At 62.7% G+C, this 22,218-nt stretch carries 28 protein-coding genes and 1 pseudogene; 15 read left to right on the forward strand and 14 right to left on the reverse strand.

The features are described from left to right. Positions 1–178 precede the first annotated feature (178 nt). Positions 179–745, forward strand: a complete 567-nt coding sequence (locus tag SA496_RS13045) for a hypothetical protein (RefSeq protein ID WP_120650846.1) — start codon at positions 179–181, stop codon at positions 743–745. An 81-nt stretch (positions 746–826) separates the two neighbouring features. On the opposite strand, the gene SA496_RS13050 is transcribed toward SA496_RS13045, so the two are convergent. The 3 genes from SA496_RS13050 to SA496_RS13060 are packed head-to-tail and all read right to left on the reverse strand — an operon-like array spanning position 827 to position 2,151. Beyond that, positions 827–1,054, reverse strand: a complete 228-nt coding sequence (locus SA496_RS13050) for a DUF2798 domain-containing protein (protein ID WP_120650845.1) — start codon at positions 1,052–1,054, stop codon at positions 827–829. Beyond that, entirely contained in the window at positions 1,051–1,626 is a 576-nt protein-coding gene (locus SA496_RS13055; RefSeq protein ID WP_120650844.1) for a flavodoxin family protein, read from the reverse strand. Before SA496_RS13055 ends, SA496_RS13050 begins: the two co-directional genes overlap by 4 nt. Positions 1,627–1,665: 39 nt before the next feature. Beyond that, a complete protein-coding gene (locus SA496_RS13060) occupies positions 1,666–2,151 on the reverse strand; it encodes a DUF2938 domain-containing protein (protein ID WP_120650843.1) in 486 nt (161 codons plus the stop codon). Between the two features lie 81 nt (positions 2,152–2,232). Between SA496_RS13060 and SA496_RS13065 the strand changes: the two genes are divergently transcribed. After that, complete coding sequence (locus SA496_RS13065) at positions 2,233–2,667, forward strand: helix-turn-helix domain-containing protein (RefSeq protein WP_153921834.1); 435 nt, start codon at positions 2,233–2,235, stop codon at positions 2,665–2,667. 49 nt (positions 2,668–2,716) lie between these two features. On the opposite strand, the gene SA496_RS13070 is transcribed toward SA496_RS13065, so the two are convergent. Beyond that, positions 2,717–3,322: a cysteine hydrolase family protein gene (locus SA496_RS13070; protein WP_120650841.1), complete on the reverse strand. Its 606-nt coding sequence runs from the start codon at positions 3,320–3,322 to the stop codon at positions 2,717–2,719. 152 nt (positions 3,323–3,474) lie between these two features. On the opposite strand from SA496_RS13070, the gene SA496_RS13075 reads away from it, so the two are divergent. The 3 genes from SA496_RS13075 (at position 3,475) to SA496_RS13085 (ending at position 5,551) form a co-directional block, all read left to right on the forward strand. Further along, entirely contained in the window at positions 3,475–4,431 is a 957-nt protein-coding gene (locus tag SA496_RS13075) for a GlxA family transcriptional regulator (RefSeq protein ID WP_218569236.1), read from the forward strand. Positions 4,432–4,678: 247 nt separating this feature from the next. Beyond that, on the forward strand, positions 4,679–5,065 hold the full coding sequence (locus SA496_RS13080; protein ID WP_153921831.1) for a VOC family protein: 387 nt from the start codon (positions 4,679–4,681) through the stop codon (positions 5,063–5,065). Between the two features lie 150 nt (positions 5,066–5,215). Then, positions 5,216–5,551: a DUF3703 domain-containing protein gene (locus SA496_RS13085; RefSeq protein WP_153921828.1), complete on the forward strand. Its 336-nt coding sequence runs from the start codon at positions 5,216–5,218 to the stop codon at positions 5,549–5,551. A gap of 4 nt (positions 5,552–5,555) precedes the next feature. On the opposite strand, the gene SA496_RS13090 is transcribed toward SA496_RS13085, so the two are convergent. Continuing rightward, positions 5,556–7,013 carry a sensor histidine kinase gene (locus SA496_RS13090; protein ID WP_442965083.1) on the reverse strand — a complete coding sequence of 486 codons (1,458 nt, stop codon included), beginning with the start codon at positions 7,011–7,013 and terminating at the stop codon, positions 5,556–5,558. Between the two features lie 124 nt (positions 7,014–7,137). Here SA496_RS13090 and SA496_RS13095 point away from each other — a divergent pair, with 124 nt between their 5' ends. After that, complete coding sequence (locus SA496_RS13095; RefSeq protein WP_153921822.1) at positions 7,138–7,923, forward strand: hypothetical protein; 786 nt, start codon at positions 7,138–7,140, stop codon at positions 7,921–7,923. A 332-nt stretch (positions 7,924–8,255) separates the two neighbouring features. Here the strand turns inward: SA496_RS13095 and SA496_RS13100 are convergent, their stop codons facing one another. After that, positions 8,256–9,080 (reverse strand): class I SAM-dependent methyltransferase, encoded by an 825-nt coding sequence (locus tag SA496_RS13100; protein WP_153921819.1) that lies wholly within the window; start codon positions 9,078–9,080, stop codon positions 8,256–8,258. Positions 9,081–9,141: 61 nt separating this feature from the next. After that, the gene (locus SA496_RS13105) at positions 9,142–9,882 is read right to left on the reverse strand and encodes a sulfite exporter TauE/SafE family protein (RefSeq protein WP_120650834.1); all 741 of its coding nucleotides are present in this window, start codon (positions 9,880–9,882) and stop codon (positions 9,142–9,144) included. A 324-nt stretch (positions 9,883–10,206) separates the two neighbouring features. Between SA496_RS13105 and SA496_RS13110 the strand changes: the two genes are divergently transcribed. Then, positions 10,207–10,665 carry an Ohr family peroxiredoxin gene (locus SA496_RS13110; protein WP_120650833.1) on the forward strand — a complete coding sequence of 153 codons (459 nt, stop codon included), beginning with the start codon at positions 10,207–10,209 and terminating at the stop codon, positions 10,663–10,665. 91 nt (positions 10,666–10,756) lie between these two features. Here SA496_RS13110 and SA496_RS13115 read toward each other — a convergent pair whose 3' ends face one another. From SA496_RS13115 to SA496_RS13125, 3 genes are all read right to left on the reverse strand, one after another. Further along, positions 10,757–11,275: a thioredoxin family protein gene (locus SA496_RS13115; protein WP_153921813.1), complete on the reverse strand. Its 519-nt coding sequence runs from the start codon at positions 11,273–11,275 to the stop codon at positions 10,757–10,759. A gap of 56 nt (positions 11,276–11,331) precedes the next feature. Next, the gene (locus SA496_RS13120) at positions 11,332–11,556 is read right to left on the reverse strand and encodes a VF530 family DNA-binding protein (RefSeq protein WP_120650831.1); all 225 of its coding nucleotides are present in this window, start codon (positions 11,554–11,556) and stop codon (positions 11,332–11,334) included. A 71-nt stretch (positions 11,557–11,627) separates the two neighbouring features. Then, positions 11,628–12,014: a GNAT family N-acetyltransferase gene (locus SA496_RS13125; RefSeq protein WP_330115538.1), complete on the reverse strand. Its 387-nt coding sequence runs from the start codon at positions 12,012–12,014 to the stop codon at positions 11,628–11,630. A gap of 561 nt (positions 12,015–12,575) precedes the next feature. Here SA496_RS13125 and SA496_RS13130 point away from each other — a divergent pair. From SA496_RS13130 to SA496_RS13150, 5 genes and pseudogenes are all read left to right on the forward strand, one after another. Beyond that, positions 12,576–12,668 (forward strand): annotated as a pseudogene (locus tag SA496_RS13130) (PAAR domain-containing protein); the annotation flags it as partial. 278 nt (positions 12,669–12,946) lie between these two features. Beyond that, positions 12,947–14,368, forward strand: coding sequence for a type IV secretion protein Rhs (locus SA496_RS13135; protein ID WP_330115680.1), 1,422 nt, complete (start codon positions 12,947–12,949; stop codon positions 14,366–14,368). After that, positions 14,361–15,014 (forward strand): DUF2931 family protein, encoded by a 654-nt coding sequence (locus SA496_RS13140; protein WP_330115539.1) that lies wholly within the window; start codon positions 14,361–14,363, stop codon positions 15,012–15,014. Before SA496_RS13135 ends, SA496_RS13140 begins: the two co-directional genes overlap by 8 nt. A 304-nt stretch (positions 15,015–15,318) precedes the next feature. Further along, on the forward strand, positions 15,319–15,774 hold the full coding sequence (locus SA496_RS13145) for a hypothetical protein (RefSeq protein ID WP_280359502.1): 456 nt from the start codon (positions 15,319–15,321) through the stop codon (positions 15,772–15,774). A gap of 42 nt (positions 15,775–15,816) precedes the next feature. After that, complete coding sequence (locus SA496_RS13150; protein WP_153921804.1) at positions 15,817–16,380, forward strand: DUF4256 domain-containing protein; 564 nt, start codon at positions 15,817–15,819, stop codon at positions 16,378–16,380. A gap of 92 nt (positions 16,381–16,472) precedes the next feature. Here SA496_RS13150 and SA496_RS13155 read toward each other — a convergent pair whose 3' ends face one another. Next, positions 16,473–16,976 (reverse strand): anthrone oxygenase family protein, encoded by a 504-nt coding sequence (locus SA496_RS13155; protein ID WP_153921801.1) that lies wholly within the window; start codon positions 16,974–16,976, stop codon positions 16,473–16,475. A 289-nt stretch (positions 16,977–17,265) separates the two neighbouring features. Between SA496_RS13155 and SA496_RS13160 the strand changes: the two genes are divergently transcribed. Both SA496_RS13160 and SA496_RS13165 read left to right on the forward strand, forming a co-directional pair. Beyond that, the gene (locus SA496_RS13160; RefSeq protein ID WP_162945804.1) at positions 17,266–17,544 is read left to right on the forward strand and encodes a hypothetical protein; all 279 of its coding nucleotides are present in this window, start codon (positions 17,266–17,268) and stop codon (positions 17,542–17,544) included. A gap of 75 nt (positions 17,545–17,619) precedes the next feature. Further along, positions 17,620–17,931, forward strand: coding sequence for a YgaP family membrane protein (locus SA496_RS13165; RefSeq protein ID WP_330115540.1), 312 nt, complete (start codon positions 17,620–17,622; stop codon positions 17,929–17,931). Positions 17,932–17,944: 13 nt separating this feature from the next. On the opposite strand, the gene SA496_RS13170 is transcribed toward SA496_RS13165, so the two are convergent. From SA496_RS13170 to SA496_RS13180, 3 genes are all read right to left on the reverse strand, one after another. Further along, complete coding sequence (locus tag SA496_RS13170; RefSeq protein ID WP_120650823.1) at positions 17,945–18,526, reverse strand: MliC family protein; 582 nt, start codon at positions 18,524–18,526, stop codon at positions 17,945–17,947. Positions 18,527–18,689: 163 nt separating this feature from the next. Further along, positions 18,690–19,478, reverse strand: coding sequence for a putative hydro-lyase (locus SA496_RS13175; RefSeq protein ID WP_120650822.1), 789 nt, complete (start codon positions 19,476–19,478; stop codon positions 18,690–18,692). 185 nt (positions 19,479–19,663) lie between these two features. Continuing rightward, positions 19,664–20,617 (reverse strand): LysR family transcriptional regulator, encoded by a 954-nt coding sequence (locus SA496_RS13180; RefSeq protein WP_120650821.1) that lies wholly within the window; start codon positions 20,615–20,617, stop codon positions 19,664–19,666. A 295-nt stretch (positions 20,618–20,912) separates the two neighbouring features. Between SA496_RS13180 and SA496_RS13185 the strand changes: the two genes are divergently transcribed. Continuing rightward, a complete protein-coding gene (locus SA496_RS13185) occupies positions 20,913–22,196 on the forward strand; it encodes an MFS transporter (protein WP_120650820.1) in 1,284 nt (427 codons plus the stop codon). The last annotated feature ends 22 nt before the right edge of the window (positions 22,197–22,218 follow it).

Raw genomic sequence — 22,218 nt, forward strand, 5'->3', positions numbered from 1 at the left:
AAGCCGGAAACAGAAAGTCGCGAATGATAATGCCTCTCATATGTTGCCGCAATTTCCCCTCATCCCCCCTGATTGCCCGCCCGACGAACGCCCCTTTTCAAGTCATATGGAGACTTGGCACCTTTTTTCGGTATCTTCTCCGACCGTCGCCAACCGTTCCCCAGAAAGAGCCTGCTCCATGAGCCGTACCGCAATCCGGGCCGTCGTCTTCTGCCTTGCCACCCTTTGCTCGGCCGCCACCTTCGCCAAGGTGGAAGTCCAGCCCGTCCAGAACACCAAGGCGGGCCGGATACTCGCCGTGCAGGTTTCGGAAGACATCGCCCCCGGTGACTACGAAGCGCTGATGAAGGGCCTGCGTGCCAACCCCGGCAAGTTCGACCGCAAGCTTGCGCTGCTGGACAGCATCGGCGGCAGCGTCACCGAAGCCATCCGCATGGGCCGGTTGCTGCGGGAAACCGGATTCGACGTGATGGTGCCCACCGACGGTGTGTGCCAGGGGACTTGCGTCTACCTGCTGGCCGCCGGTCGCACCAGGACCGTACGCGGCTACGTGGGCCTGCACCGCCCCTACTTCCCCCACGGCGACTCCGCCCTCGCAGCCCCCACCGGCGTCGGCTACAGCCCGACCGCCTACCTCAGGGACATGAACGTCCCCCTGAGCCTGCTGGACGAGATGAACAGCATCGAGCCGACGCGCATGCGCGTGCTGACCAAGGATGAGCTGGCGAAGTATCGGTTGAATTGAGGCGGGCCAATCCGCCAGGCGTTGGGTTTCGCTTCGCTCGCGGAACGCCGCCCGACTCAATCTACGCCCTCGTGACGTGCTTCAGCCCCTCCCTACCAACACCTCCACCAGCCGGCGCGCCATTGGCGACACCAGCAGCACCACGGGAAAGGCGACCAGCCAGGCCATGAGCCAGGCACCGAGCCAGAGCGCGGGAAAGTCCGGCACCGGCCCGGCGGCGCGCCAGGTGGAGATGCCGGACACCAGCAGGGACATGAGCCCGGAAAGGATCAGGCCGAACAGCAGCGGGGCGAAACGGCGGGGAATCATGACACTGCCTCCACGTTCAGCCGGTGAAGGGCCTCGGCGACGTTCCGGCCGAACATTCTTGCGGTCTTCACATCTCCCGGCGCGAACTGGTCGGCTGGTGCCGAGTGACTGGACTGGGCCATGAGACCCGACCAGGAACCCAGTCGGTTGGCAGCTTCTTGGTAAGGAACACCCGCGTGCTGCTCTGGCAGGATGGGATTGCCCACCCAAAGCATGCCGTGCTGCATGGAGAAGACGAACAGCGCCATCAAGGTCGACTGTTTATCGCCTGCCGCCAGTGACGACACGGTGAAGCCGGCTGCCAGGCGCCCTTTCAGTTTCTGGGCACGCCAAAGCGGCCCTGTGGCATCCATGAACGTCTTGAAGACCCCGGAAACGCCGCCGAAATAGGTGGGCGAGCCCAGGACGAATCCATCGAATTGCAACAGTTGATCAGGCGCCGTGGCGAGGTCGTCCGCCCTGAGCAGGTGGACTTCGGTATTGGTCATGTCCTGGGCGCCTTCGCAGATCTGCCGGGCAATGTGTTCAGTGTGCCCATGGGCGCTGTGGTAGATGACGGCAAGTTTTTTCATGAAGTGCGGCTCCACGTGATGGGGTGACGAGGGTGGAAATCAGCGGACGATCCCGTCCACCAGGATGGCGGCGAGGAACATCCCCAGGCCGAAGACGCTGTGGTTGGCGAGGCTGCGCAGGCAGTTCTTCAGTGGCGTTGGGGTTTTGCTTGCGAAGAAGCCCGCACCCATGGCCGGCTGCATCACCAGCAACGGCGCGACGACCGTACCCATGCCCACCAGTACGGCAGGCAGCAGGGTCGGGTTGGCCGCCCAGTCGGTTCCGGCCAGCATCACCAGCAAGCTCGCGAATCCGATGCCGATGGCGTAATGGGTACCCCAGCCCAATGCCAGCTCACCAGGAATGGGTTCTGCCTTGGCAATGGCATCGTGAGCGATGCGGCCCTGTAGCAGGTGGCCAACCCAGCGCCCGATGAAGGCGAAGTTGAGCGATGGAACGCCCAGGCGCTTGAGAAAGAGCAGCCAGATGTCCATGACGGCGGTGGCGCCGATTCCTATGCAGACCACCTTGATGATGTCGTTCATGTGAGCCCCTTGTTCGTTGACGACGGGAAGTGTCGAGCTCACTCTGCAAGTTGAAGTCAACTTCAAGTCAAGGGGCTACAGATGGACATTGCCGAGGTCGCCCGACGCACGGGACTCCCCTCCTCCACGCTGCGCTACTACGAAAAGAAGGGGCTGATCACATCCCTCAGCCAACAAGGGACCAGGCGCTGGTTCGCGCCCGGCATCCTTGACCAGCTGGCACTGATCTCCCTCGGGCAGGCGGCCGGCTTATCCCTGGATGAGATCCGCTCAATGTTCTCGCCCAACGGCGAACCGAACATCGACCGTGAGCTGCTGGCGGCCAAGGCCGATGAGATCGATGCCCTGGTCAAGCGTCTGAAAGCCATGAGCGATGGCCTGCGCCATGCGGCCGCCTGCCCCGCCCCGAGCCATTCGGAGTGCCCGACCTTCAAGCGGCTGCTGAAGGCAGCATCGAGCGGCGCCATCGAGCGGCGCTGGAGCAAGACGGCTCCCAAGCCGAAGAGCAAGGCGTAGTGGCGAGCAGTGAAGGCCGTGCCCGGCCCTCACTGTGCGGCGCGAGAGACTAGCGCAGCTGTAGCGCCAGGATCTGTTCGGTGCTGAGGATGTCGCCGAAGGTGTCGTCGATGCTCGCCAGCGCAGCGCGGTGCAGGGCGGCGTGATCGACGCCATCGCCGCTGTCCAGGTCGCGGGTGGCGCAGGCGTCGCCAGCCACCAGCACCGAGTACCCCAGGGGCACCGCATCGCGTGCTGCGCCCGCCACGCAGGCATGGGTCATCAAGCCGGCGATGATTAGCGTATCGACGCCCGCATCACGCAACTGTTGATCGAGATCGGTGGTCGGGAACACGCTGACCGAAGTCTTGCGCACCACCCGGTGCTGCGCTGCGGGCTGCAGATCACGATGGAAGGCGCCACTGGCACTGTCTTCGGCAAAGATCGGGCTGCCCGCCGGGGTCACATGCTGGACGTGGAATACCGGAATGCCCGACTGGTCGGCGTGCTCAGCGAGGCGCCGGGCATTGCGCAGGGCGCGCTCGCCGTCCGGCAGCGGCATGCGGCCGGTGAAGTACTCGTTCTGGAAGTCGATCAGCAGCAACGCGCTGCGCGTCGGGTCGATGGACTCGGGCGCGGCGGCGCCGGTCAGGTTGCGAATGGTTGGGTGACTCATGGTTTTGCCTCACTCGTCTGTATGCTTCAACGCTCTTTCCCGGCCATTGCCGGAAAGTGGTGAAAGCTTCCGGCAGCAACGCATTGGCCGAAAGCACGCCGGAAGCCAACAAGTGATCGTTTTGGGCCAAATCAATGACTGCCGGGAACTCAATGGAAGAGCACACCATCGCGGTGATCGCGTTCGACGGGATCAGTTCGTTTCATCTCTCGGTGCCCTGCATCGTCTTCGGCGACAACCTCGCCCGACTGGGCGTGGCCCGCTATCGCCTGCTGATCTGCGGTGAGCGAACCGGCCTTGTGCCGACTCTGTCCGGGTTCGATGTGGCCGTGCAACACGACCTGTCGGCGCTGGCTCAAGCCGATACCGTGATCATTCCTGCCTGGCGCGACCCCGATGAGCGGCCGCCGGAAGCCCTCCTCGAGGCCCTGCGCATGGCGCACCAGCGCGGCGCGCGCATCGTGGGCCTGTGCCTGGGCGCCTTCGTGCTGGCCGAGGCAGGCTTGCTCGATGGACGCACGGCTTCCACCCACTGGGTATGGGGCAGCGACTTCGCCCGCAAGTACCCCAATGTGCAACTGGACCAGAAGGCGCTGTTCCACAACGACGGCGACATCCTCACCTCGGCAGGAACCGCTGCGGCCATTGACTGTTGCCTGCACCTGCTGCGCCAGGACCACGGCGCCGAAGTGGCCAACAACGTGGCACGACGCCTGGTGGTCGCCCCCTGCCGCAACGGCGACCAGGCGCAGTACATCGAGCAGCCGCTGCCCAAGCCCACTGGCAACGACCTGCTGAGCAAGGCCCTGGACTGGGCGATCGAACACCTCGATCAGCCCCTGGGACTGGACCAACTGGCCAGTCGCGCAGGATTGAGCCGACGCAACTTTACCCGGCGCTTCAAGGCCAGGACCGGCGCCACGCTGACCCAATGGCTCCTCGGCCATCGCCTGTCCGCGGCGCAGCGCCTGCTGGAAACCAGTGACAAGCCGATGGAGCACATCGCCGATATCGTTGGTTTCGGCTCTACCGTGTCGCTGCGTCGGCATTTCACAGCAGCCTTCTCGATCTCCCCGTCTGCCTACCGCAAGCAGTTCCGCCGGGCATGAGCCAGGGACAGTTACGTTGCCCCAGGCGAATGAACCGCCTATGCCTGCGTTAGCTGGTTCCGCGTTGAAGGTAACCCTCTGACACAGGCCGTACAGGCTGTCGCACTAACCTGCTCCCCTCACCCCGGCCCCCGTGCCCTGCGCGCCGGCGAGCAGCACAGACCCCTCGTCAGACGGATTGGCGGAGGTAGCGCTTCTGCGCTGCAGTTAGATCGGGCGGAAGGCGCAAACCTGCACGGAGATTGTCATGGCCATCCAACTCGACCACCTGATGGTGCCGGCGCGCGACAAACTGCGCTCAGCAAGACTCCTTGCTGAACTGCTCGATGTGCCCTGGTCGGAAACCGGCATCGGTCCGTTCGTGCCGGTCTATGTCAACGACGGGCTGACGCTGGACTTCGATGAATGGGGTGAGCCGTTTCCGCTGATCCACTTCTGCTTCCGAGTGAGCCCGAAAGAATTCGAGGCGATCCTGGGGCGTATCAAGGCGGCGGGCATCGCCTATCGCAGCGCTGTTCACGGACCGATCGACCACAGGGTGGACGAGGAACATGGCGGCTCCATCGTCTACTGGAACGAGCCGGACGGGCATCAGTGGGAAATGCTGACAGAGAGTTATGCGCGGCAGCCTTGAGGCGTTTGTTGCAGGGGCGAATTCATTCGCCAAGCAGACTGCAGGTCTGCCCCTCAATTCATGGATGCGTCGCTGCAAAAGAGCCGCTTGACCTTGAAGTAACTACAGGGTGTTCACTGCGTCCACTATCCCTCCGCAGGAACGCCCACCATGAAAACCGAGCTACGCATCGCCATCGATCAGGCCTTCCAACTAGCCAGTCAGGCCCTCGATGCCGGCGATCCTCAGCGCGCCTGGCCCTGGCTCGAACGCGCGCACATCCTCACGCAGCGCCTGCCACTGGCACACACTCGCAGTCATTGGTGGATGCTGCGTGCCGGCTGGCAACAACGGGATTACCGGGAAGTGCTCGGCCAGGCCCTGCGCATGCCGGCCGCCCTGCTCTTCTCGCGAATCTGGGTGCCGCTGGGGAACACCGGCAGGGCCAGGGTCAGTGCGTTCAAGCCAATGTCCATGGCCGAGGAGCTTCGCCAACTCCTCGGCTGAAGCTTCAGGCGGCGTGCTCCGCCACCTTGAAGCTCAGGCACACGCTGGTGCCTTCGTTCTCGCGACTGGTCAGGCTGGCCTTGCCGCCAAAGCGCTCCATGATCTGCTTGACCATGATCAGGCCGATGCCCAGGCCGCCCTGCTTGGTGGTGTAGAAGGACTTGAAGGCCATCATTTCCTGCTGCCGCGACATGCCCTTGCCGGTGTCCTTGATCGTCAGATGCAGCCACTCCCCGCTGGTGTCAGGTGTCGCGGTGACGCTGAGGCGGCCGCCATTGGGCATTGCCTCGATGGCGTTGGCGACCACGCTGTTGAGCACCTGGGCGAGCAGCAGCTGATGACTGACCACCCGAGGGGTGGCGATATCGCTGAATTCGACTTCGATGGCCGACTTCGACAGCTGGTGGTCGAAGTTACCGAGTGTCGTGTGCACAACTTCCATCGGATCCACCTGCTCCGAATCGCCCTGCAGCGGGCGCAGGCAAAGCAGCAGGTCGCGCACCCAGGCAGACATGCGGTCGACCTGGGTGATGATGTCGTCGACGCATTTGCGCGCCTGTGGCCCTTCCATCTCCTGGGCCAGCTCGGCACTTGAGCGAATGGACGCCAACGGATTGCGTAGGCTGTGCGCGACAGCCGATGACATCTCCCCCAGCCCCACGTAGGTACTATTGGCCACCAGTTGCGCCTGTTGCGCCGCGAGAAGCAGCGAGGCACGCCGCACGATCCAGTACAGCCCGAAATACATCAGCAGGCCGCCGATGGCGGTGGCCAGCCAGATCATCCGGTAACCACGATTGACGCGGTCGATCAGGTCCACCGGCTCCTTGTAGATTTCCACCATGGCCTTTACCTCGCCATCGGCGTCGGTGAGCGGGATGTAGTTCTCAATGAAGAACATCTTCGGCGGGCGCAGGAACTTCTGCTCCACCCTGCCTTCTTCCACATCCTGGTACTCGGCGGAAATGCGGCCGCCAGACTGGAATGCCTCGTCGAGCGCATCGTCATCCTCGATGCGCTGCCCCACCAGGTCAGGATTGGTGGACCAGATCACCGTACGATCGGGGGAGAAGATGGTGGCCAGCAGAGAATCCGGCACATGGGACAGGTGATCGAGGAATTCAGAACGGGCGCGTTCGCGGCTCTGCGCAGTGCTGTGGGTGAGCATGCCGTAGTGATGGGGCACCAGCACATCGCCCATTTCCATGCCTTCCAAACCGTGGTGGCGCATCTCCCCGAGTGCCAGGGTCTGGATGAATTGCGCCGAGAGCATGGCGTCGCGCTCCAGACTCTCGCTCACCAGGAACCGCGTTGAAACGGTGCCGATACCGATGGCCACCGTGCCGATGATCACCAGGCTGACCAGCGAGAACCAGCGCAGGAGATTGAACTGTCCGTCTGGTGCAGCCGCCCCGCTCCCGGCTCCCCAAATCCGCCTTCCCAGCATTGCCGCCACGTCCATCTGGAGTCCCCCAACTCGAACATTCCAGACTTATAGCAGCCCCGAGCATTGCCGTTGAGTCCAGGCGCTACTAGTTTCAATCGCTGCACAGCCAAAGCCAGGGAGGGAAAAGACGATGCCGACCATGGACTACTCATCCAGAAAGCAGAGCCTGCAGGATGTCCAGCGCGCACTGATCAAGCGAATGCTCTGGTCCCAGGAAATCCATAACAACATCACCGACGAAGTAAACAAGCTGACAGGCGTCTGTGACGACCTCGAGCGCTGGTACACCAACGGCAACTCGAACGCGACCATCGCTGTCGGCTATCTGCCCGGGCACCTCATGATCGCCACCCAGGGCTTCACCTTCACCCGGCACCTGGCGGATATTCAGGACGAAGTCATGCAGTACTACGACTTCGATCCGTCCAGGGATGTGGTGCATTTCATCACCAATACCTCGCTCGGGCTGGGCAACCTCACCGGTCTGCATGCCGAAATGATGATCGTCCGCTTCCTGGTGGTGGAGCAGCACATTTCCAAGCACGCCCTGAGCGACCGGAACCTGACCATCGCCACGTCGACGTCCAAGGGCTGCTGCCCCAACTGCGCCGGCTGGTTGAACATGTACCGCATTCCCCACACCGTGCGGCGCGACAATCTCTCCGGGTTGTGGCGCAATCCAGTGACCCTGAACCAGTACATGCACAGTACCGTCGATCCGTTCACCCACGATCCGCAGGTCAGGTACGCCGGTCACGCCAATCAAGCGGCGGAGATCAACAGGTACGGGCAGGTGCTGCGAGCCCCGACCGGTCCGTTCAATCAGAAGACCTACAACGTCCCCGTCACGGTTCCGCAGTCGAATGCGGAGCTGAACATGATCCTGAATGTGGGCGGCCTGCTGAATCCCGACGACTACGACTGACTGCTCCCATGGCTGAGTGCGACAGTCCTGGCGCGCCGCCCCGACTGATCCGACCAAGGGTCGGAATTCGAGAACCAGGTGCAGAACTGACTGATTCACAGCTACCGCGATCCGCGGACGCCAGGCATCCCGGACAAATGGCGTTACATCTAGCCCATTTCCCCGACGGAAAGCCGACGCACTTTTTCTGGCATGAACTAACGTGAAACTGTCCCCTTGCAGAGGACAACTGGAGTCGCCACGGTCGCCACCTCCCCCCGTAAGTTGACCGCACCGTGGCGGCCTTTTTTTGTTCAGGAGAAGGCGACTCCAGTCGCGATCACGGGCGTGCCCTACCCTCGTTTCAGTGCCTGCAAGGTGTAGCTAAGTGGCAAGCGCCAGCGATCCTTATCCAACCGCCACTCGCCTGCCTCGTCCACCCGCATCCGTCCCGGTAGCGCCTCCCAGGGCACGCTGTCATGTTCTTCAAGGGCGGTGATCTGCAGGCCATGCCTGAGCAGGGCGGAAATGATCTCGCCCAGCCCGTGGTTCCACTCATGGGTGCGGGTGGCGGTCAGCGCCGCATCGATTTCCACGTAAGTGCTGTCGTCGTCCCAGACCATCGGCTCAAGACGTTCGAAGTAGGGATACTCGATCACCAAGCCATCCTCGCGCGCCTCATTGACCGCCCAGAGCACCGGATGCCCTTCGCGGATGAACAGACGTCCGCCCGGTTTCAACAGCGCGGCCACGACGCGGGCCCAATCGTCGATGCGCGGTAACCAGCACAGCGCGCCGATGCCGGTGTAGACGAAGTCGAATGCACCGACCGGCAGCACCTGATCGGCGGCATAAACATCCGACTCGACGAAGCCGATCTCCGCGCCGCAGCGCCCGGCCAACAAGCGGCCCTGTTCCAGGGACGCGGGCGAAAAATCGAGGCCGGTCATCCGTGCGCCAAGCCGCGCAAGGGAAAGCGTGTCTGTGCCGATATGGCATTGCAGATGCACGCCACGCAGCCCGGCGATATCGCCCAGGCGCGGCAGGTCGAAACGCACCACGTTCGAGAGGTGCGCGGGATCGTTGACGAACGACTCGGTACCGTAGCCACTGGAGGCTGCGTGCAAGGGCGCGCGCTGGTCCCAGTTGGCCTTGTTCAGACGGAGGTAATCGCTCATGGGGCAGAACTCCTTTCTTCCCGGTAAAGGTCGAAACGCTAACCCTGTGCCAAAACGCCGTCTACCAGTTCTGCACGAGCAATTGGATGCCCGTCACCAATAGTCCGGCCCAGGCGATGCGGTAGAACCAGGTGTGGTTGACGCGGCCCTGCAGCCAAATGCCCAGCCACACGCCAGCCACCACGATTGGCGCCAGGGCCAGGCTGGCAGTCAGGCTGGTGGTGGTGAACTGCCCGAGCAACGCATAGGGCACCAGCTTGATGGCGTTGGTCAGCAGGAAGAAGCAGTTCACCGTGGCGACGTAGCGCACTTTGTCCATCTGCTGCGGCAGCAGGTACATCATGATCGGCGGGCCACCGGCGTGGGCAACGAAGCTGGTGAAGCCAGCAATCCCCGACAGCAAGGTGCCCTTGACCACCTTCGGCGTGCTGGGCGACTGGGTCGCGGCTGCGTTCAATACGTTGAGCAGGAAGAAGACGATGGCAATGCCGCCGATCATCAGGCCGAGCAGCCGCTCGCTGAGCAGGCCGAAGCTCAGGGTGCCGGCCAGCACGCCCAGCAGCGCACCAGGCAGCATGATCTTCAGGTTGTGCAGGTCCCACTTTCCGTAGAAACGGCGCAGGCCAGTGATATCCGCCATGCAGAGGATCGGCAACATGATCGCCGCCGCTTGGGTCGGCGGCATCATCAGCGCCAGCAACGGCACCGCGATACCACCCAGTGCGCCGCCGAAGCCGCCTTTCGAGATGCCCGTCAGCAGGACAGCGGGAATACCCAGGAGAAACAGCTCGGCGAATGACATCGGGGACGGCCTGCATGAATGAGAAACATGAAGCGCAGCATTATGGCGGGCAATTCAGCCGACGCCGACGCCGACTTGTGTGAAGCGGGCGATGAACGAACGCCCTCACTTTTCGCGAGCAACGCTCGCTCCTGCCAGAACCTCAGCGCGTCCTGCGCCCCTTGATTCAATCGCACGCGACCGTTCATCCAGAAACACACCTCACTCCTATTGACGTCATCCGGTTAGTGCGTGAGTATTCATACATCGCATCCGATTTGATCTTATGCGATTCACAAGTTTGCACCCTGGCTTCAAGCACACCAGACACTGAGGAACTCCCCCATGAGCAAGATCGAAAAAGTACTGTTCACCGGCAAGACCCACACCACCGTAGCCCACCGTGAAGGCGCTCCGCGCAATGACCACGGTCGCCTGGATATCAAGCTCTCGGCCCCCCGTGGTGGCAGCGCGGATTCGGCAATTCAGTTCGATGCCACCCAGCCTCATCCCACCGCGGAACAACTGTTTGCCGGTGCCTGGTCGGCCTGTTACATCGCCGCCATCGGCCTCGTGGCCCAGCAGCGGAAAGTGGAGCTGCCAAAAGACCTGGCAGTGGAGATCGAAGTGGATCTGGGCATGACCGGCAACGCCTATTTCATCCAGGCGCGCTTCAACGTCAACGCTCCGGGCTTGCCGTACGAAGTCGCCGAGGCCATCGCCAAGGAAGCACACGAGATCTGCCCGTACTCCAAGGCTACCCACGGCAACATCGACGTTGCACTGAATGTGGTCGTGGATTGACGCCCCAGCCGCCGGGCTTGTAGCCCGCGCAAAAAAGAACGCCCCGGTCGAAATCCGGGGCGTTTTCATTTGCCAATCATTGCTCCGTGGCTCAACCAGCCTTGCGACCCTCCGCTGCCTCGAAGATAGAGAGAAGATCCCGCAGCGTACTTTCCAGGTACTGCCCCGCCCGATAGTCCGGCTTCATCGCCTCACCACCAGCGATTACCTCCTGCGGCCGTTCGACGAATCGGCCGACCAGCTGGAAATCCGCATCCAGCACCGCCACCAGAGGAATCGGGACTCGATCCAGTTCCAGGCGCTCGAGCAGATCGTCTTCGGCACGCCCCTTGGTGATGATCGCCAGGTCGATACTCGACTGGGCGCGCTGCAGGTAATCCATGACCGTGACGTTGATCTGGCAGTCCGGGCACCACATTTCTCCGGCCACCAGCAGGTGATAGCGGCCCTGGACGGCTTGCAGGCGTTGCCGGGTGGCTACGCCAATGGCGTCTGGCTCAGCCAGCTTGTCTTGCACGGTCTGCACCGCAGCGACTTCCGCCGGCAGTCCGTGGCCGACGAAGGCCTCGAAGCGTTCACCGATGGAGAAGAGTTCTTCGTAGGAGGCCATGGGGGTTCCTCGATGAAGGGAATGGACGCGACCGGAACCGGCGATGACAGGCCGGCTCAGCCCTGGCTCTGGCGCAACTGAGTAAAAAGGGCCTCGACCTTTTCACGAGCCCAGGGCGTCTTGCGCAGGAAGGCAAGGCTGGACTTGATGCTGGGATCGTTCTTGAAACAACGGATATCGACCCGGCTGGCCAGGCCGTCCCAGCCATAATGGGCCACCAGTTCGTTGAGGAGCTTTTCCAGCGTGATGCCATGTAGCGGGTCGTTCGAAGTCTTGGTCATGGCCTGCCCTGGGCGGTGATCGTGAAGAAAGCCGGCAGCTTAGAGCAGCTGCCGGAACAAGGCCACAGCGCTTAGCTGGCGTCGAGCCGGAGCTCCAGGATTTCATCCCCGAGGTCATCCAGCTCCCCCGTAGGAACCCAGCCCAGATAACGATAGAAACCATGAGACCGAACGCCCGGATCGGCTGAGCAGCCAAGGAACAGTCGGTTGAAGCCCACGGCCTTGAAATCCTCGACCACCCGTGGCAAGAGCGCCATCCCTATTCCCTCCCCTTCGTACTCGGGCAAGAGCGCCAGCACGATGATTTCGCCACTGTCCCGATCACCAAAGCAGTAGCCGACCACGGCACCGTTTTCGCAACAGACATGGCCCGGAGAGCTGCCGACCTCGATGCCCGCGCTCCCGGTCTCGACAGTAATTCCAAGTGCCCGCAATTCTCGCTCGGAAAAAGCGTTCACGCGTGTGCGCCCGCGAATGTCGATGCACGCCGGCGCATCGCCGGGAACTACCTTGCGGTAGGTTCTGCCGCCTGTTCATTCGTTGAATTGGCAATCGAGCCGCGCCCGCCGCGATTGCTTCCCAAGCCTTTGAACTGATGGAGGGCTGCGTCAACTCTCCGCAACGGGGCCGTGTGGTCGTTCCCCGACTCACGCGCGAACGCGTGCATCCGGGCAATTGCCTTCGGGCTCGGCTGCCGTGACTCAAGCCGGTGCCAATCACTCACTCCTTTCAATATTCCGTCCCCTCGCCTTTTCGCCTACGGCGCTGCGCGGCCACCTCTGAGTGGTCGCGCCGTCCTTCACTCCAGCGGCTTCTGACATTTCCTATTTACCCGATTCAGCCCCGCCTTCGAACCTATGACCGGGCGCTTTTCTAGAACCGGTCTACCGGCAAGCCGGCGCCATCCACCATCAACGTAGATGTGCGCCCCGCTTGCGTTGGGCGCCTCGTAGAGAGGGAACTCAGTGGCTATCGGATTTTTCATTCGTCGTGGCGACAAGACCACCTGTGGCGGAGTGGTGCTGGAAGGACACCCGAGCTTCTGCCTGCATGGCGTCCCACTCGCGCGCGAGGGGGACCAAGTGACCTGCGGCAAGGACGGCAAGCCATACGTGATCGCCGGCGGCATCCATCACTTCATGACGGGCGCCCGTGCGGCTGGCACCCTGGACAGTTTCAGCACCTGCCCATGCCGGGCCCAGCTGATCCACTCGTTGCCAAGCGCTACCTACCGCTCCGATGGTGCCCCCTCCGGACCAGCGGATATCCCCTCGCCGGCCGTAGCGGCCATGCCGCTCTCCTCTGTCCAGCCAGGGGCCACCCCCAAGCCGGTCACGAACAGCCTGCTGGAGAGGAGGAGGAAGAAGAGGAACTGGAGGACACCGGCATTGTGCTGCGTCTCGGGCTGTGCTTCGACGGCACCGGCAACAACCAGGCCAACAGCGCAGCGACGGCTGGCTGCCATGCAGTCAACCTGGGCATGTCGGCGGAAGTGGGCGAAGACATCCGCCAGTACTGCGCCAACTACGGCTATGACGGCCAGGGCAACACGCCGGACAACAGCTACGGCAATGAAGTCAGCAATGTGGCGCGGCTCTATGGCCTCTATCCGGACGACACGCTCGTACAATTACCGCCTGGGGCCGAAGAGGCCCATATCAAGGTGTATCTCGAAGGCATCGGCACTCGCAGCGGCCTGGGGGACTCTGATTACAGCCAGGGCAGCGGCAAGGGGGAGAACGGTGTGGTGGCGAGGGTCGAACAGATGCCGGCCTTGGTCCTGGAGCAGCTGGATGTGCTTCGAAAGGCAAACCCTAGGGTCAAGGTTCGCCGGATCGAAATTGACCTGTTTGGCTTCAGCCGGGGGGCGGCAGCGGCACGGCACTGTGCCAATGACTTGCTCCAAGGGCTAAGCAGCCTACTGGCCCGGTCACTGCCCGCCGGCTCGCCCTTGCTGGCGACCGGGTTCGCCTGGCGTCATCGGAGTGACTTTGTCCTCAACTTCATCGGGCTGTTCGACACCGTGGCTGGCATCGTCTCGCTGCGTGACGGCGACTTCAGTCCACACAATGCCGACAACCCTGGGCTCCACCTGCGGCTTGCACCGGGCATGGCCCGCAAGGTGGTTCACCTGGTGGCCCGCGATGAGTACCGCCACAACTGCTCCCTGACCCAGGCCGAGCAGGACATCGAACTCCCCGGCAGCCATTCGGATATCGGCGACGGTTATCTGCCCCTGGCGAGGGAGAAGCTGCTGCTGAGCAAGCCTGACAGCAGTTTCGAAATCGATCGACTGGCCAACGAACGCAGTGCCGCGTACACGCGCACCAAACTGCACTTCAGCCATGAATCACGCCACTGGCGCGCCTATGTACCGCCCGAAGGACTCGACATCGTCACCTGGTCGGTACAGACCAAGCGCCGGGCGCGGGACACCCAGGCCGAAAAACGGGTGTACGCCGCAATCTCCAGCGAGCGCCAGGTACGCGGCGAGCTATCGCTGGTGTACCTGCGCATCATGCGTGACTTGGCGGTACGCGCCGGGGTGGCATTCGACCCGATTGACCCGAACGACAGGCGCACGGCATTGCCCACCGAGCTGCAACCTATCGCCGCCAAGCTACAGGCCTTTGCCTTGCGGGAAGCGTACACGCCGCTGACCGCTGAGGAAGACGCCCTGCTGCACCGCCGCTACATCCACCTCTCGGCCCACTGGAATGCCGCCAAGGGCTGGAACAACAGCGCCCTGGATGTCGTATTCATCAACCGCCCCGCCGAGGGCATGCAGCGCAGGGAGCACCCCAATGAATAAGCTCAGGACCCTTGTGTCGCTGCGATTGTTGCTCTGGCTGGTCGGCTGCGCCAATGGCACCCACCGGCTACCCTACGATTCCTGGAGGCTGGGCTTCGGCACCCCAAATTACATGGAGGTCTGGATCGAGACCGCCGATGCGGTGGACGTGCGTGATCGTGTCTTTCGCAGCGCCATGAGTGGTATTGCCTCGACCCAGAGTCCGAAAAACCTCAGAAGCGATCCACGAGGTTGGCCAGAGCAGCCGGGGGCCGGCGCGGGCAAACAGGTACTGGGCGCCGACCTTCCACGCCTGCTCTATGTGCGCTGGCAGTCGCTGGCCGAGCCGCAGACCTATGAGGCCTATATAGTCATTCCCGAAGCCACCCGGGAAGCAATGGTGAAGTCGGAGTTGGGCTATTGCGCGGCTAGGGGCCAGTGGCGCGAGGACTATCGCAAGATGCTGACTGTCGGCCTCGCCCCCGGCGGAATTGCCAAGGTCTGGCTCTTGGGGCCCTGTCTCTCCGCTATCGATGTGACACGAGTGCAGGGCACTGTCGTGAAAGTGGGCCCCTATGATGGTACGTCAGGGGGACAACATAGGCCTTTGTCTGACACATCCAAATCCTATATCGAGAAGCACGGGATTCCCTATGGTTCCTGGTAAGCCCGAGCGGAAAGTATCAACCGCTCCCTGCACAAGGCTACAGCGCGTCTCGTGGGAAAGATTCTCCCCTGGGGGGGCGGGCTTAACGATTTCATCGCCACGGTCATCCAGCGCCCTCTTGGGAGCCCAGCCAAGATCGCGATAGAAGCCCAAGGATCGAGCGACTGGATTTGCGGAGCAGCCTGGAAATAGCAGACTGAGGCCATCCGCCCTGAGCTCCTCGAACATTCCCTGCACTCGCCGAGCTGTCGGTAGCGTCTATGCTTGCTCTCCCGTACAACCTGAGGACGAGAGGGCTCCACGGATGGCGACGTTCAATTTTCGAGCGCACGACGGGCTCACCAGCGGCCATGCGGCAGGCGTGATTCGCGACGTAGCTAACCTGGTGGCGCAGGCTGCAGTGGGGGTTGGCTGGAATCAGTTGGGGGCAGCTCCCCAAGGATTCACGATGACCAACGTCAACGGCCGGATGCTGCCAATCCACACCCGTACCGGCATTCGCTTCAAGGCCGGATTCTGCATGTATCAGACGGCGGGCTCGCAGAAATGGGAGGGACATGCCACCACCGCCGATTACCGTCTCGATCTGCAGAGTATCGACAATGGCTGGGCAAACTGGGCGATACAAACCAACGGGGCGAACAGCAAGACCGTTGCAACCTGCCTGATGGAGGTGGACAAGGCGTTCTCCCAAGGTCAGCTGATGCACGGACTCAAGCAGAGTGCCATCCACAACCGGTTATACGAGCTGACCCAGTAGCCACGACCACGGAAAAGTCACGAATCACAGGGAGGAAACGTCATGGACATCGGGCAACGCGAAGCTTTACTCGGAACCTTGCAAGCGCGCTTCGAAGCGAACATGGGGCGACACCAGGAAATCAATTGGCCCGCGGTGCGGGCCAGATTGGAATGCCAGCCGGAAAAACTGCACGCCTTGGCCGAGATGGAACGAACGGGTGGCGAGCCGGATGTGGTGTTTCACCTTCGGGAAAGCGATGCCTACGTCTTCGTCGACTGCTCCGCGGAAAGCCCTATCGGACGCAGAAGCCTGTGTTATGACCGGGAGAGTCTGGATTCCAGAAAGGAGAACAAGCCTACCGGCTGCGCCATGGACATGGCCGCCGCCATGGGCATCGAGATCCTGACGGAGCAACAGTATCGGGCTTTGCAGGAGCTGGGATGTTTCGATAGCAAGACCTCCAGCTGGATACAGACACCTGCCGCCATCCGCAAGCTCGGCGGCGCCCTCTTCTGCGACCGTCGCTACGACTGCGTGTTTGTCTATCACAACGGTGCGCAGTCCTATTACGCGGCCAGGGGGTTCCGTGGTGCGTTAAGTATTCCGCGTTCGGCCTCGCGCTGATCGGAAGCGCCCGACTCAAGGGGGAACAGGGTCGCCACGGGAACTGCTCGCATTGCTCCGCAAGGTGCACGCACAGGCCCGAGCCAGTCTGGTCAATCCATCGCCAGCATCAGGAACAGCCCGATCATCAGCAGCATCGAGGCGCTCAACGCGGTGCCGGTGCGCACATGGTTCCAGTGCGTCCATTGCACGACGAAGGTACGCCAAGGCGCGACCGATTCCGGGTTTTCCGCATCCAGCTTCGCCAAGGCGTTGTTGCGCGGCACATTGCAGAACAGCGTCACACCGAAGTTGCCCAGCAGATACAGCAGGCTACCGGTGAGCAGGAAGAAGGTGCCAGACACCTCCCAATGCACGAAGGCGTAGAGCACAAGCAGCGCACAGGCCGCCGTGGTGCCCAGGAAGGCGCCGAGGAAGATGCGGTTCATCACCGTGATATTGATGGCCTGCATGGCGGCAATGCCGGCTTCCGGCGCTATGCGCTCCAGCGCCCGCATGACGAAGTTTGAGAAGGCGAAGAACAACCCGCCCATGAGGCCGCAGGCGATGCTGGTGAAGAACGCGAGCAAGAAGGCCAGGTCATCGATGAAGGGCATGGTCTGTCTCTCCGGACTCCTTTCATTCACGGCGGTTTCCCGGAGCCCTTCCCGGGCGTCATCGGGCCTTGAAGCTTCGACCCGACTCGGGTGCCTTGGGCGGCATGACGCCCTGCAGGCCACTTCCAGATGTATCTGGAATCGATAAAGGCATAGTCCAGCAACGACGGGATGACCAGTTTCCGCCCACTCGTCGCCCATCTGGCTGAACCGCTCCACCCCATGCATGCTGATGAATGCCGGGAACCGCCGCCGTCCGGTCGCAACTGCAACCTACGAGGACACGAGCATGGTTGAAGAGAACGAATCGAACCGGCATTTGCGCGAAGTTCGCCAGTCGCCGATCTTCCGCTGGGCCCAGGGGCTGCAATGGTTCGGGGTCGTGATGTTCCTGCTGGCCGTTGGCCTGGCGATGTTCAGCGAGGTCACATCCACCCCGGGTGGCGTCATCCTGGTTGCGGTGTTTGGCATGCTCGGCCTGCTGTCTCTGGTACCCGCGCGCTTCATCCTCACCGTGTACTTGATGAGCCCGGCGAAGAAGGCCGAAAAGAACCAGGCGCGCAGCTGACCGCTCGTCCCGGCACCTGAACGCGACGAGCCACTGACCGGTCAAGGTTCAAACCAACACGGGAGGATTCGCACCATGGATAACCAATGGCAGATCAACGGCCCGGCGTACGAACAGAACGTGCATGGACTGGAGCGGGCCGGGTCCATAGTCGGTGGCCTGTTGATGGCCAGGCACGGTTTTCACCGCGGTGGCGTGCTGGGCGTCTGGGATATCGGGGTCGGCGCCGCACTGTTGCTGCGCGGGCTGACCGGCCACTGCTATGTCAAGGAAGTGCTGCACGACCGTCGTGAGGCACTGCACCAACTCCGCATCGATCTGCAGCGTTTACAGAGAGCGGCAGACAAATTGATGAAGGAAGGTCCCGGCAAGGCGCCCCAGGCCTGAGCAGTGGCTGGGCTCAGCGCATGGCCTTGCAGGTCAGTTGGGTGCCGTACCAGTCCACCCTGGCTTCACCCTGGTGCTCCCAGAAGTCCACGCCGTCATTGCCGTAGCGGGCGCCGCTGGCAGTTCGTTGACTGATGGCGATGACCTGGTCGCCGCCGTAGGTGAGGACAGCGGCGTTGGGCTCGACGTTGTTGTAGAAGCTCGCGGCAAAGGGCTTGCTGTTGTCACCGCAGGCGAACTCCACCGCCTTCGGCGCCGTCACCGCGCCGGACTGGATCTGCAGTTCCACCAGACGGGTCTGGTAGCTGAGGGCCAGGCACTGGTTCTGGTCGCTGGCCTTCCAGCAATCATCACGCCCCTTCAGCCAACCGCGCTGTTCGGCGCGAAGGCGTTTCTGGGTGGCCGCATCCGTGGCAGCCAGCGTTTTCTTGTACGCGTCGGCCATCTGCCGATCGAGTGCGCTCAACTCGGCACTCGTGCAGACCTGTTGCTCGATGCCCTGGGCCTTTGCACAGTCGAACGATGGACCGGCGTCGGCCATGGCGAGCGGGCTGGTGGCGCTGAGCGCCAGGATCAGTCCTTTTGCGGGGATCATGTCGGTCTCCAGTCCTTCCGTGGGAGTCTGGAGACAAAGTTAAGACCAAAGCGTCGGAAATGTCGCAAGTCATCAAGCCAGGGGCTTCCCAGCTCAACTACTCCACCGATGCGGGAGCGAGTTCATTCGCGACTGAAATCGCTCCCGCAAGGAGAGGCGCCCCTCACACCTCGCCGTAGAGCTTGTCGCTCACCAGCATGTGCCCCGGCGCGTGGGTGATGTAGAGCTCGGGCTCGGCCTCGGCGAGCACGGCCTGGGGGGTAACGCCGCAGGCCCAGAACAGCGGGATTTCGTCGGCATGCACCGGCACCGGATCGCCGTAATCCGGGGCGGCGATGTCACGAATGCCGATCAGGGCAGGGTCGCCGATATGCACCGGCGCTCCGTGGGTCATGGGGAAACGCGCCGTGATTTCGATCGCGCGCACGGCATCGGCGGCCTTCATCGGACGCATGGAAACCACCGTCTTGCCCGCCAGTCGTCCCGCCGGGTGAGTGTCGATGGCAGTGCGATACATGGCGACGTTGCGCCCCATCTCGATATGCCGCAGATGGATGCCGCCATCCAGCAGGGCCTGCTCGAAGGAGAAGGAGCAACCGATGGCGAAGGCGACGAAATCCGCCTCCCAGAGTTCGCCGATATCAGTCACTTCCTCGAGCGCACGTCCACGGCGATGCACGCGGTAGCGCGGCACGTCGCTGCGCACGTCGACGTCCACACCAAGCTTCTCGAAGTACGGCGAGCCTGGTTCTGTCACGTCCAGCAGCGGGCAGGAGCGCGGATTGAGCACGCAGAAGCGGAGGAATTCGTCCGCCCAGGACTTCTGCAGGATCACGATATTGGCCTGCAGGTGGCGCTGGCCCAAGCCGCTGGTGTGGCCGCTGTAGTCGCCACGGCGGATCAGCCGGCGCAGTTCACGAGGGGGAAGTTGGGCGAGTTGCTGCATGGTCATGGGCCTGCTCCGGTTATTGTTCTGGACGCTGTTTTAGAAGCGCGGGAACCGGCTCGTCCAACAAGAATTTTCCGGGACCGGGCATCGGGAAAGTTGAACATCCAGGCTGGAAGAGCCTGAATTTGGCTCCGCACCCTGTCGCATCGCAGGGTAAGCGCGGCGCCCCCTGCCGCGAGACACTCACGTCAGAGGCTGCGCGGGCGCCCTTCTCCCTTTTTCAGTTCGGCCGGGACAAAGCACTCCCTGCCCACGTTCTCGGCATAGTTCGCCACCACTGACTTGCTCACATCGACCACCTGGTCCACCAGTTCCAGGCCGGTGCCGCCGCGCCAGGACACCACCAGCGGCAGGACGGGCGGCATCGGCCCGATGCGCAGGATGGTCAGCTCGCCGCGCTCCAGTTCCTGGGCTACCAGGGCCGGCGGCAAGGCACCGATGCCGAAGCCATCGCGCAGCAGGCGGGTCATGGCCGCCACCGAATTCACGCAGCTCAGGTGTGGCGTCGTCACGCCGTTGGCATGCAGAAGGCCGAGCACATCCTGGTGCGGACGCGAGTGCTTGGAGAAGGTCACGATACGCTCGCGGGCCAGTTCGGCCAGGGAGGCGTAGTCACGGTGGTAAATGGAGCCGGTGGAGACGATCCAGCACAGCGGGTAGGCGCCCAGTTCGAGGTTGAGCACCGACTCGTGGCGCAGCGGGTCGGTCTGGAAAATCAGGTCCAGGTAGCCCTTCTGCAGCTGATCGGAGAGGTTGCGCGCGGTGTCAGCCATCAGCTCGATCTCCACCGCTGGGTACAGCTCGTTCACCTTCGATACCAGCGGGCTAAGCCAGGTGTGGATCACCGTATCCATGGCACCGATGCGGATGCGTCCCTGGGTGGCCGCACTGGTATCGATGGCCTGGCGCAAGGCATGCATGGTGTCCATCATCTGTTCGGCGTACTCCAGCACCTTGTGCCCTTCCGGCGTAAGCGTCACGCCGCGGGAATCGCGCACGAACAGTTTCACGCCCAATTCATCCTCCAGCACGGCGATACGGCTGGAGATGGACGCCTGGGTGCTGAACAGCTTTTCGGCGGTCAGGCGAAAGCTTTTCAGGCGGGCGACCCAGACGAAGGTTTCAAGGAACTTCAGGTTCATGGCGATTACCGGCAAGCAATGAGTCAAACGCAGCAACGGCGAAAAGATACAGTAGATTCAAGCACTTCCTGTGCCAGGCCGTCTTCGGAACGACGAACGCCGTCTGCGCACAGCGCGTGCATCTTCGATCCTGGCACCACTGATCGGGTATCGGAATTTCTTATCCCCGGCGGCCGCTTTAATTAGTTGGACGGTCCACCAACCCCGGCACAAGAATCCGCCCACAGGCTGCGGGCGTCGACTCCGCATCCGCCGAATGCTCATACAACGCCAAGAACAGCGATCGGAGAACCCCATGGAAAAACACGCGACCCACGCGGGCGGCCTGGACATCGACCAGGGCGGCCATTTCGGCTGGTACCGGGCCCTCAGCAAGCAGGAACGACGGACCTTCTGGAGCTGCAAGATAGGCTACGGCCTGGACGGCATGGACACCCAGATGCTCAGCTTTGTCATTCCTACGCTGATCGCCATCTGGGGTATCACCACCGGTGAAGCCGGCCTCATCCACACCCTCACCCTCCTCGCCTCCGCCGCCGGTGGCTGGGTTGCCGGCATCCTCTCCGACCGCATCGGCCGCGTGCTGACCCTGCAACTGACGGTGCTCTGGTTCGCCTTCTTCACCTTCCTCTGCGGCCTCGCGCAGAGCTATGAACAACTGCTGATCGCCCGCACCCTGATGGGCTTCGGTTTCGGCGGCGAGTGGACTGCCGGTGCAGTGCTGATCGGCGAAGTCATCAAGGCCAAGGATCGTGGCAAGGCCGTGGGCCTGGTGCAATCCGGCTGGGCCCTCGGCTGGGGCATGACCGCCCTGCTGTATGCCCTGATGTTCAGCATCCTCGCGCCGGAAGACGCCTGGCGCGCCCTGTTCATGCTGGGCCTGCTGCCGGCGATCTTCGTCATCGTCGTCCGTCGCCTGGTGAAAGAGCCGGAAATCTACAAGGAAGCCCGCAAGCACAACCAGGGCGCCGAGAAGGTCAATTTCTACGAGATCTTCGCCCCCGGCATGCTCAGCATCACCCTGCGCGCCTCGCTGCTGACCACCGGAGCCCTAGGCGGCTACTACGCCATCACGTCCTGGCTGCCGACCTTCCTCAAGGCCGAGCGCGGCCTGACCGTACTGGGCACCGGCGGCTACCTGGCGATGGTGATCTTCGGCTCATACGTGGGCTATGTCATCAGTGCCTTCCTCACTGACCTCATCGGCCGCAAGAAGAACTTCATCCTCTTCGCCGTCGGCTCCTTCATCGTGGTGCTGCTCTACACCCAGCTACCGGTCAGCAATGCCGCCATGCTCTGGCTGGGCTTCCCCCTGGGCTTCTTCGCCTCGGGCATCTTCAGCGGCATGGGTTCCTTCCTCACCGAGCTGTTCCCCACCCGCATCCGGGGTTCGGGCCAGGGCTTCTGCTACAACATCGGCCGCGCCGTCGCCGCGCTCTTCCCGATGCTGATCGGTATCCTCAGCCAGCACGTCTCGCTGGGCGTGGGCATCGGCGGGTTCGCCGCCGTGTCCTACGGGGTGGTCATCCTCGCGGCACTCAGCCTGCCGGAAACACGCGGCAAGCAACTGGAAATCTGACCGAGCCCCATCCCACCCAGGA

Origin of the sequence: Pseudomonas sp. JS3066 (assembly GCF_036328175.1) — a bacterium.
Lineage (GTDB): Bacteria > Pseudomonadota > Gammaproteobacteria > Pseudomonadales > Pseudomonadaceae > Metapseudomonas.

What these genes read in the sequence shown, in the direction of transcription:
- SA496_RS13090 (WP_442965083.1), bottom strand. Translation starts at nt 7,013, where the DNA reads ATGGACGTGGCGGCAATGCTGGGAAGGCGGATTTGGGGAGCCGGGAGC.
- SA496_RS13050 (WP_120650845.1), bottom strand. Translation starts at nt 1,054, where the DNA reads ATGATTCCCCGCCGTTTCGCCCCGCTGCTGTTCGGCCTGATCCTTTCC.
- SA496_RS13165 (WP_330115540.1), top strand. Translation starts at nt 17,620, where the DNA reads ATGGATAACCAATGGCAGATCAACGGCCCGGCGTACGAACAGAACGTG.
- SA496_RS13060 (WP_120650843.1), bottom strand. Translation starts at nt 2,151, where the DNA reads ATGAACGACATCATCAAGGTGGTCTGCATAGGAATCGGCGCCACCGCC.
- SA496_RS13140 (WP_330115539.1), top strand. Translation starts at nt 14,361, where the DNA reads ATGAATAAGCTCAGGACCCTTGTGTCGCTGCGATTGTTGCTCTGGCTG.
- SA496_RS13170 (WP_120650823.1), bottom strand. Translation starts at nt 18,526, where the DNA reads ATGATCCCCGCAAAAGGACTGATCCTGGCGCTCAGCGCCACCAGCCCG.
- SA496_RS13120 (WP_120650831.1), bottom strand. Translation starts at nt 11,556, where the DNA reads ATGACCAAGACTTCGAACGACCCGCTACATGGCATCACGCTGGAAAAG.
- SA496_RS13070 (WP_120650841.1), bottom strand. Translation starts at nt 3,322, where the DNA reads ATGAGTCACCCAACCATTCGCAACCTGACCGGCGCCGCCGCGCCCGAG.
- SA496_RS13150 (WP_153921804.1), top strand. Translation starts at nt 15,817, where the DNA reads ATGGACATCGGGCAACGCGAAGCTTTACTCGGAACCTTGCAAGCGCGC.
- SA496_RS13155 (WP_153921801.1), bottom strand. Translation starts at nt 16,976, where the DNA reads ATGCCCTTCATCGATGACCTGGCCTTCTTGCTCGCGTTCTTCACCAGC.
- SA496_RS13080 (WP_153921831.1), top strand. Translation starts at nt 4,679, where the DNA reads ATGGCCATCCAACTCGACCACCTGATGGTGCCGGCGCGCGACAAACTG.
- SA496_RS13085 (WP_153921828.1), top strand. Translation starts at nt 5,216, where the DNA reads ATGAAAACCGAGCTACGCATCGCCATCGATCAGGCCTTCCAACTAGCC.
- SA496_RS13145 (WP_280359502.1), top strand. Translation starts at nt 15,319, where the DNA reads ATGGCGACGTTCAATTTTCGAGCGCACGACGGGCTCACCAGCGGCCAT.
- SA496_RS13175 (WP_120650822.1), bottom strand. Translation starts at nt 19,478, where the DNA reads ATGACCATGCAGCAACTCGCCCAACTTCCCCCTCGTGAACTGCGCCGG.
- SA496_RS13105 (WP_120650834.1), bottom strand. Translation starts at nt 9,882, where the DNA reads ATGTCATTCGCCGAGCTGTTTCTCCTGGGTATTCCCGCTGTCCTGCTG.
- SA496_RS13110 (WP_120650833.1), top strand. Translation starts at nt 10,207, where the DNA reads ATGAGCAAGATCGAAAAAGTACTGTTCACCGGCAAGACCCACACCACC.
- SA496_RS13115 (WP_153921813.1), bottom strand. Translation starts at nt 11,275, where the DNA reads ATGGCCTCCTACGAAGAACTCTTCTCCATCGGTGAACGCTTCGAGGCC.
- SA496_RS13055 (WP_120650844.1), bottom strand. Translation starts at nt 1,626, where the DNA reads ATGAAAAAACTTGCCGTCATCTACCACAGCGCCCATGGGCACACTGAA.
- SA496_RS13185 (WP_120650820.1), top strand. Translation starts at nt 20,913, where the DNA reads ATGGAAAAACACGCGACCCACGCGGGCGGCCTGGACATCGACCAGGGC.
- SA496_RS13180 (WP_120650821.1), bottom strand. Translation starts at nt 20,617, where the DNA reads ATGAACCTGAAGTTCCTTGAAACCTTCGTCTGGGTCGCCCGCCTGAAA.
- SA496_RS13075 (WP_218569236.1), top strand. Translation starts at nt 3,475, where the DNA reads ATGGAAGAGCACACCATCGCGGTGATCGCGTTCGACGGGATCAGTTCG.
- SA496_RS13065 (WP_153921834.1), top strand. Translation starts at nt 2,233, where the DNA reads ATGGACATTGCCGAGGTCGCCCGACGCACGGGACTCCCCTCCTCCACG.
- SA496_RS13100 (WP_153921819.1), bottom strand. Translation starts at nt 9,080, where the DNA reads ATGAGCGATTACCTCCGTCTGAACAAGGCCAACTGGGACCAGCGCGCG.
- SA496_RS13095 (WP_153921822.1), top strand. Translation starts at nt 7,138, where the DNA reads ATGGACTACTCATCCAGAAAGCAGAGCCTGCAGGATGTCCAGCGCGCA.
- SA496_RS13045 (WP_120650846.1), top strand. Translation starts at nt 179, where the DNA reads ATGAGCCGTACCGCAATCCGGGCCGTCGTCTTCTGCCTTGCCACCCTT.
- SA496_RS13160 (WP_162945804.1), top strand. Translation starts at nt 17,266, where the DNA reads ATGGTTGAAGAGAACGAATCGAACCGGCATTTGCGCGAAGTTCGCCAG.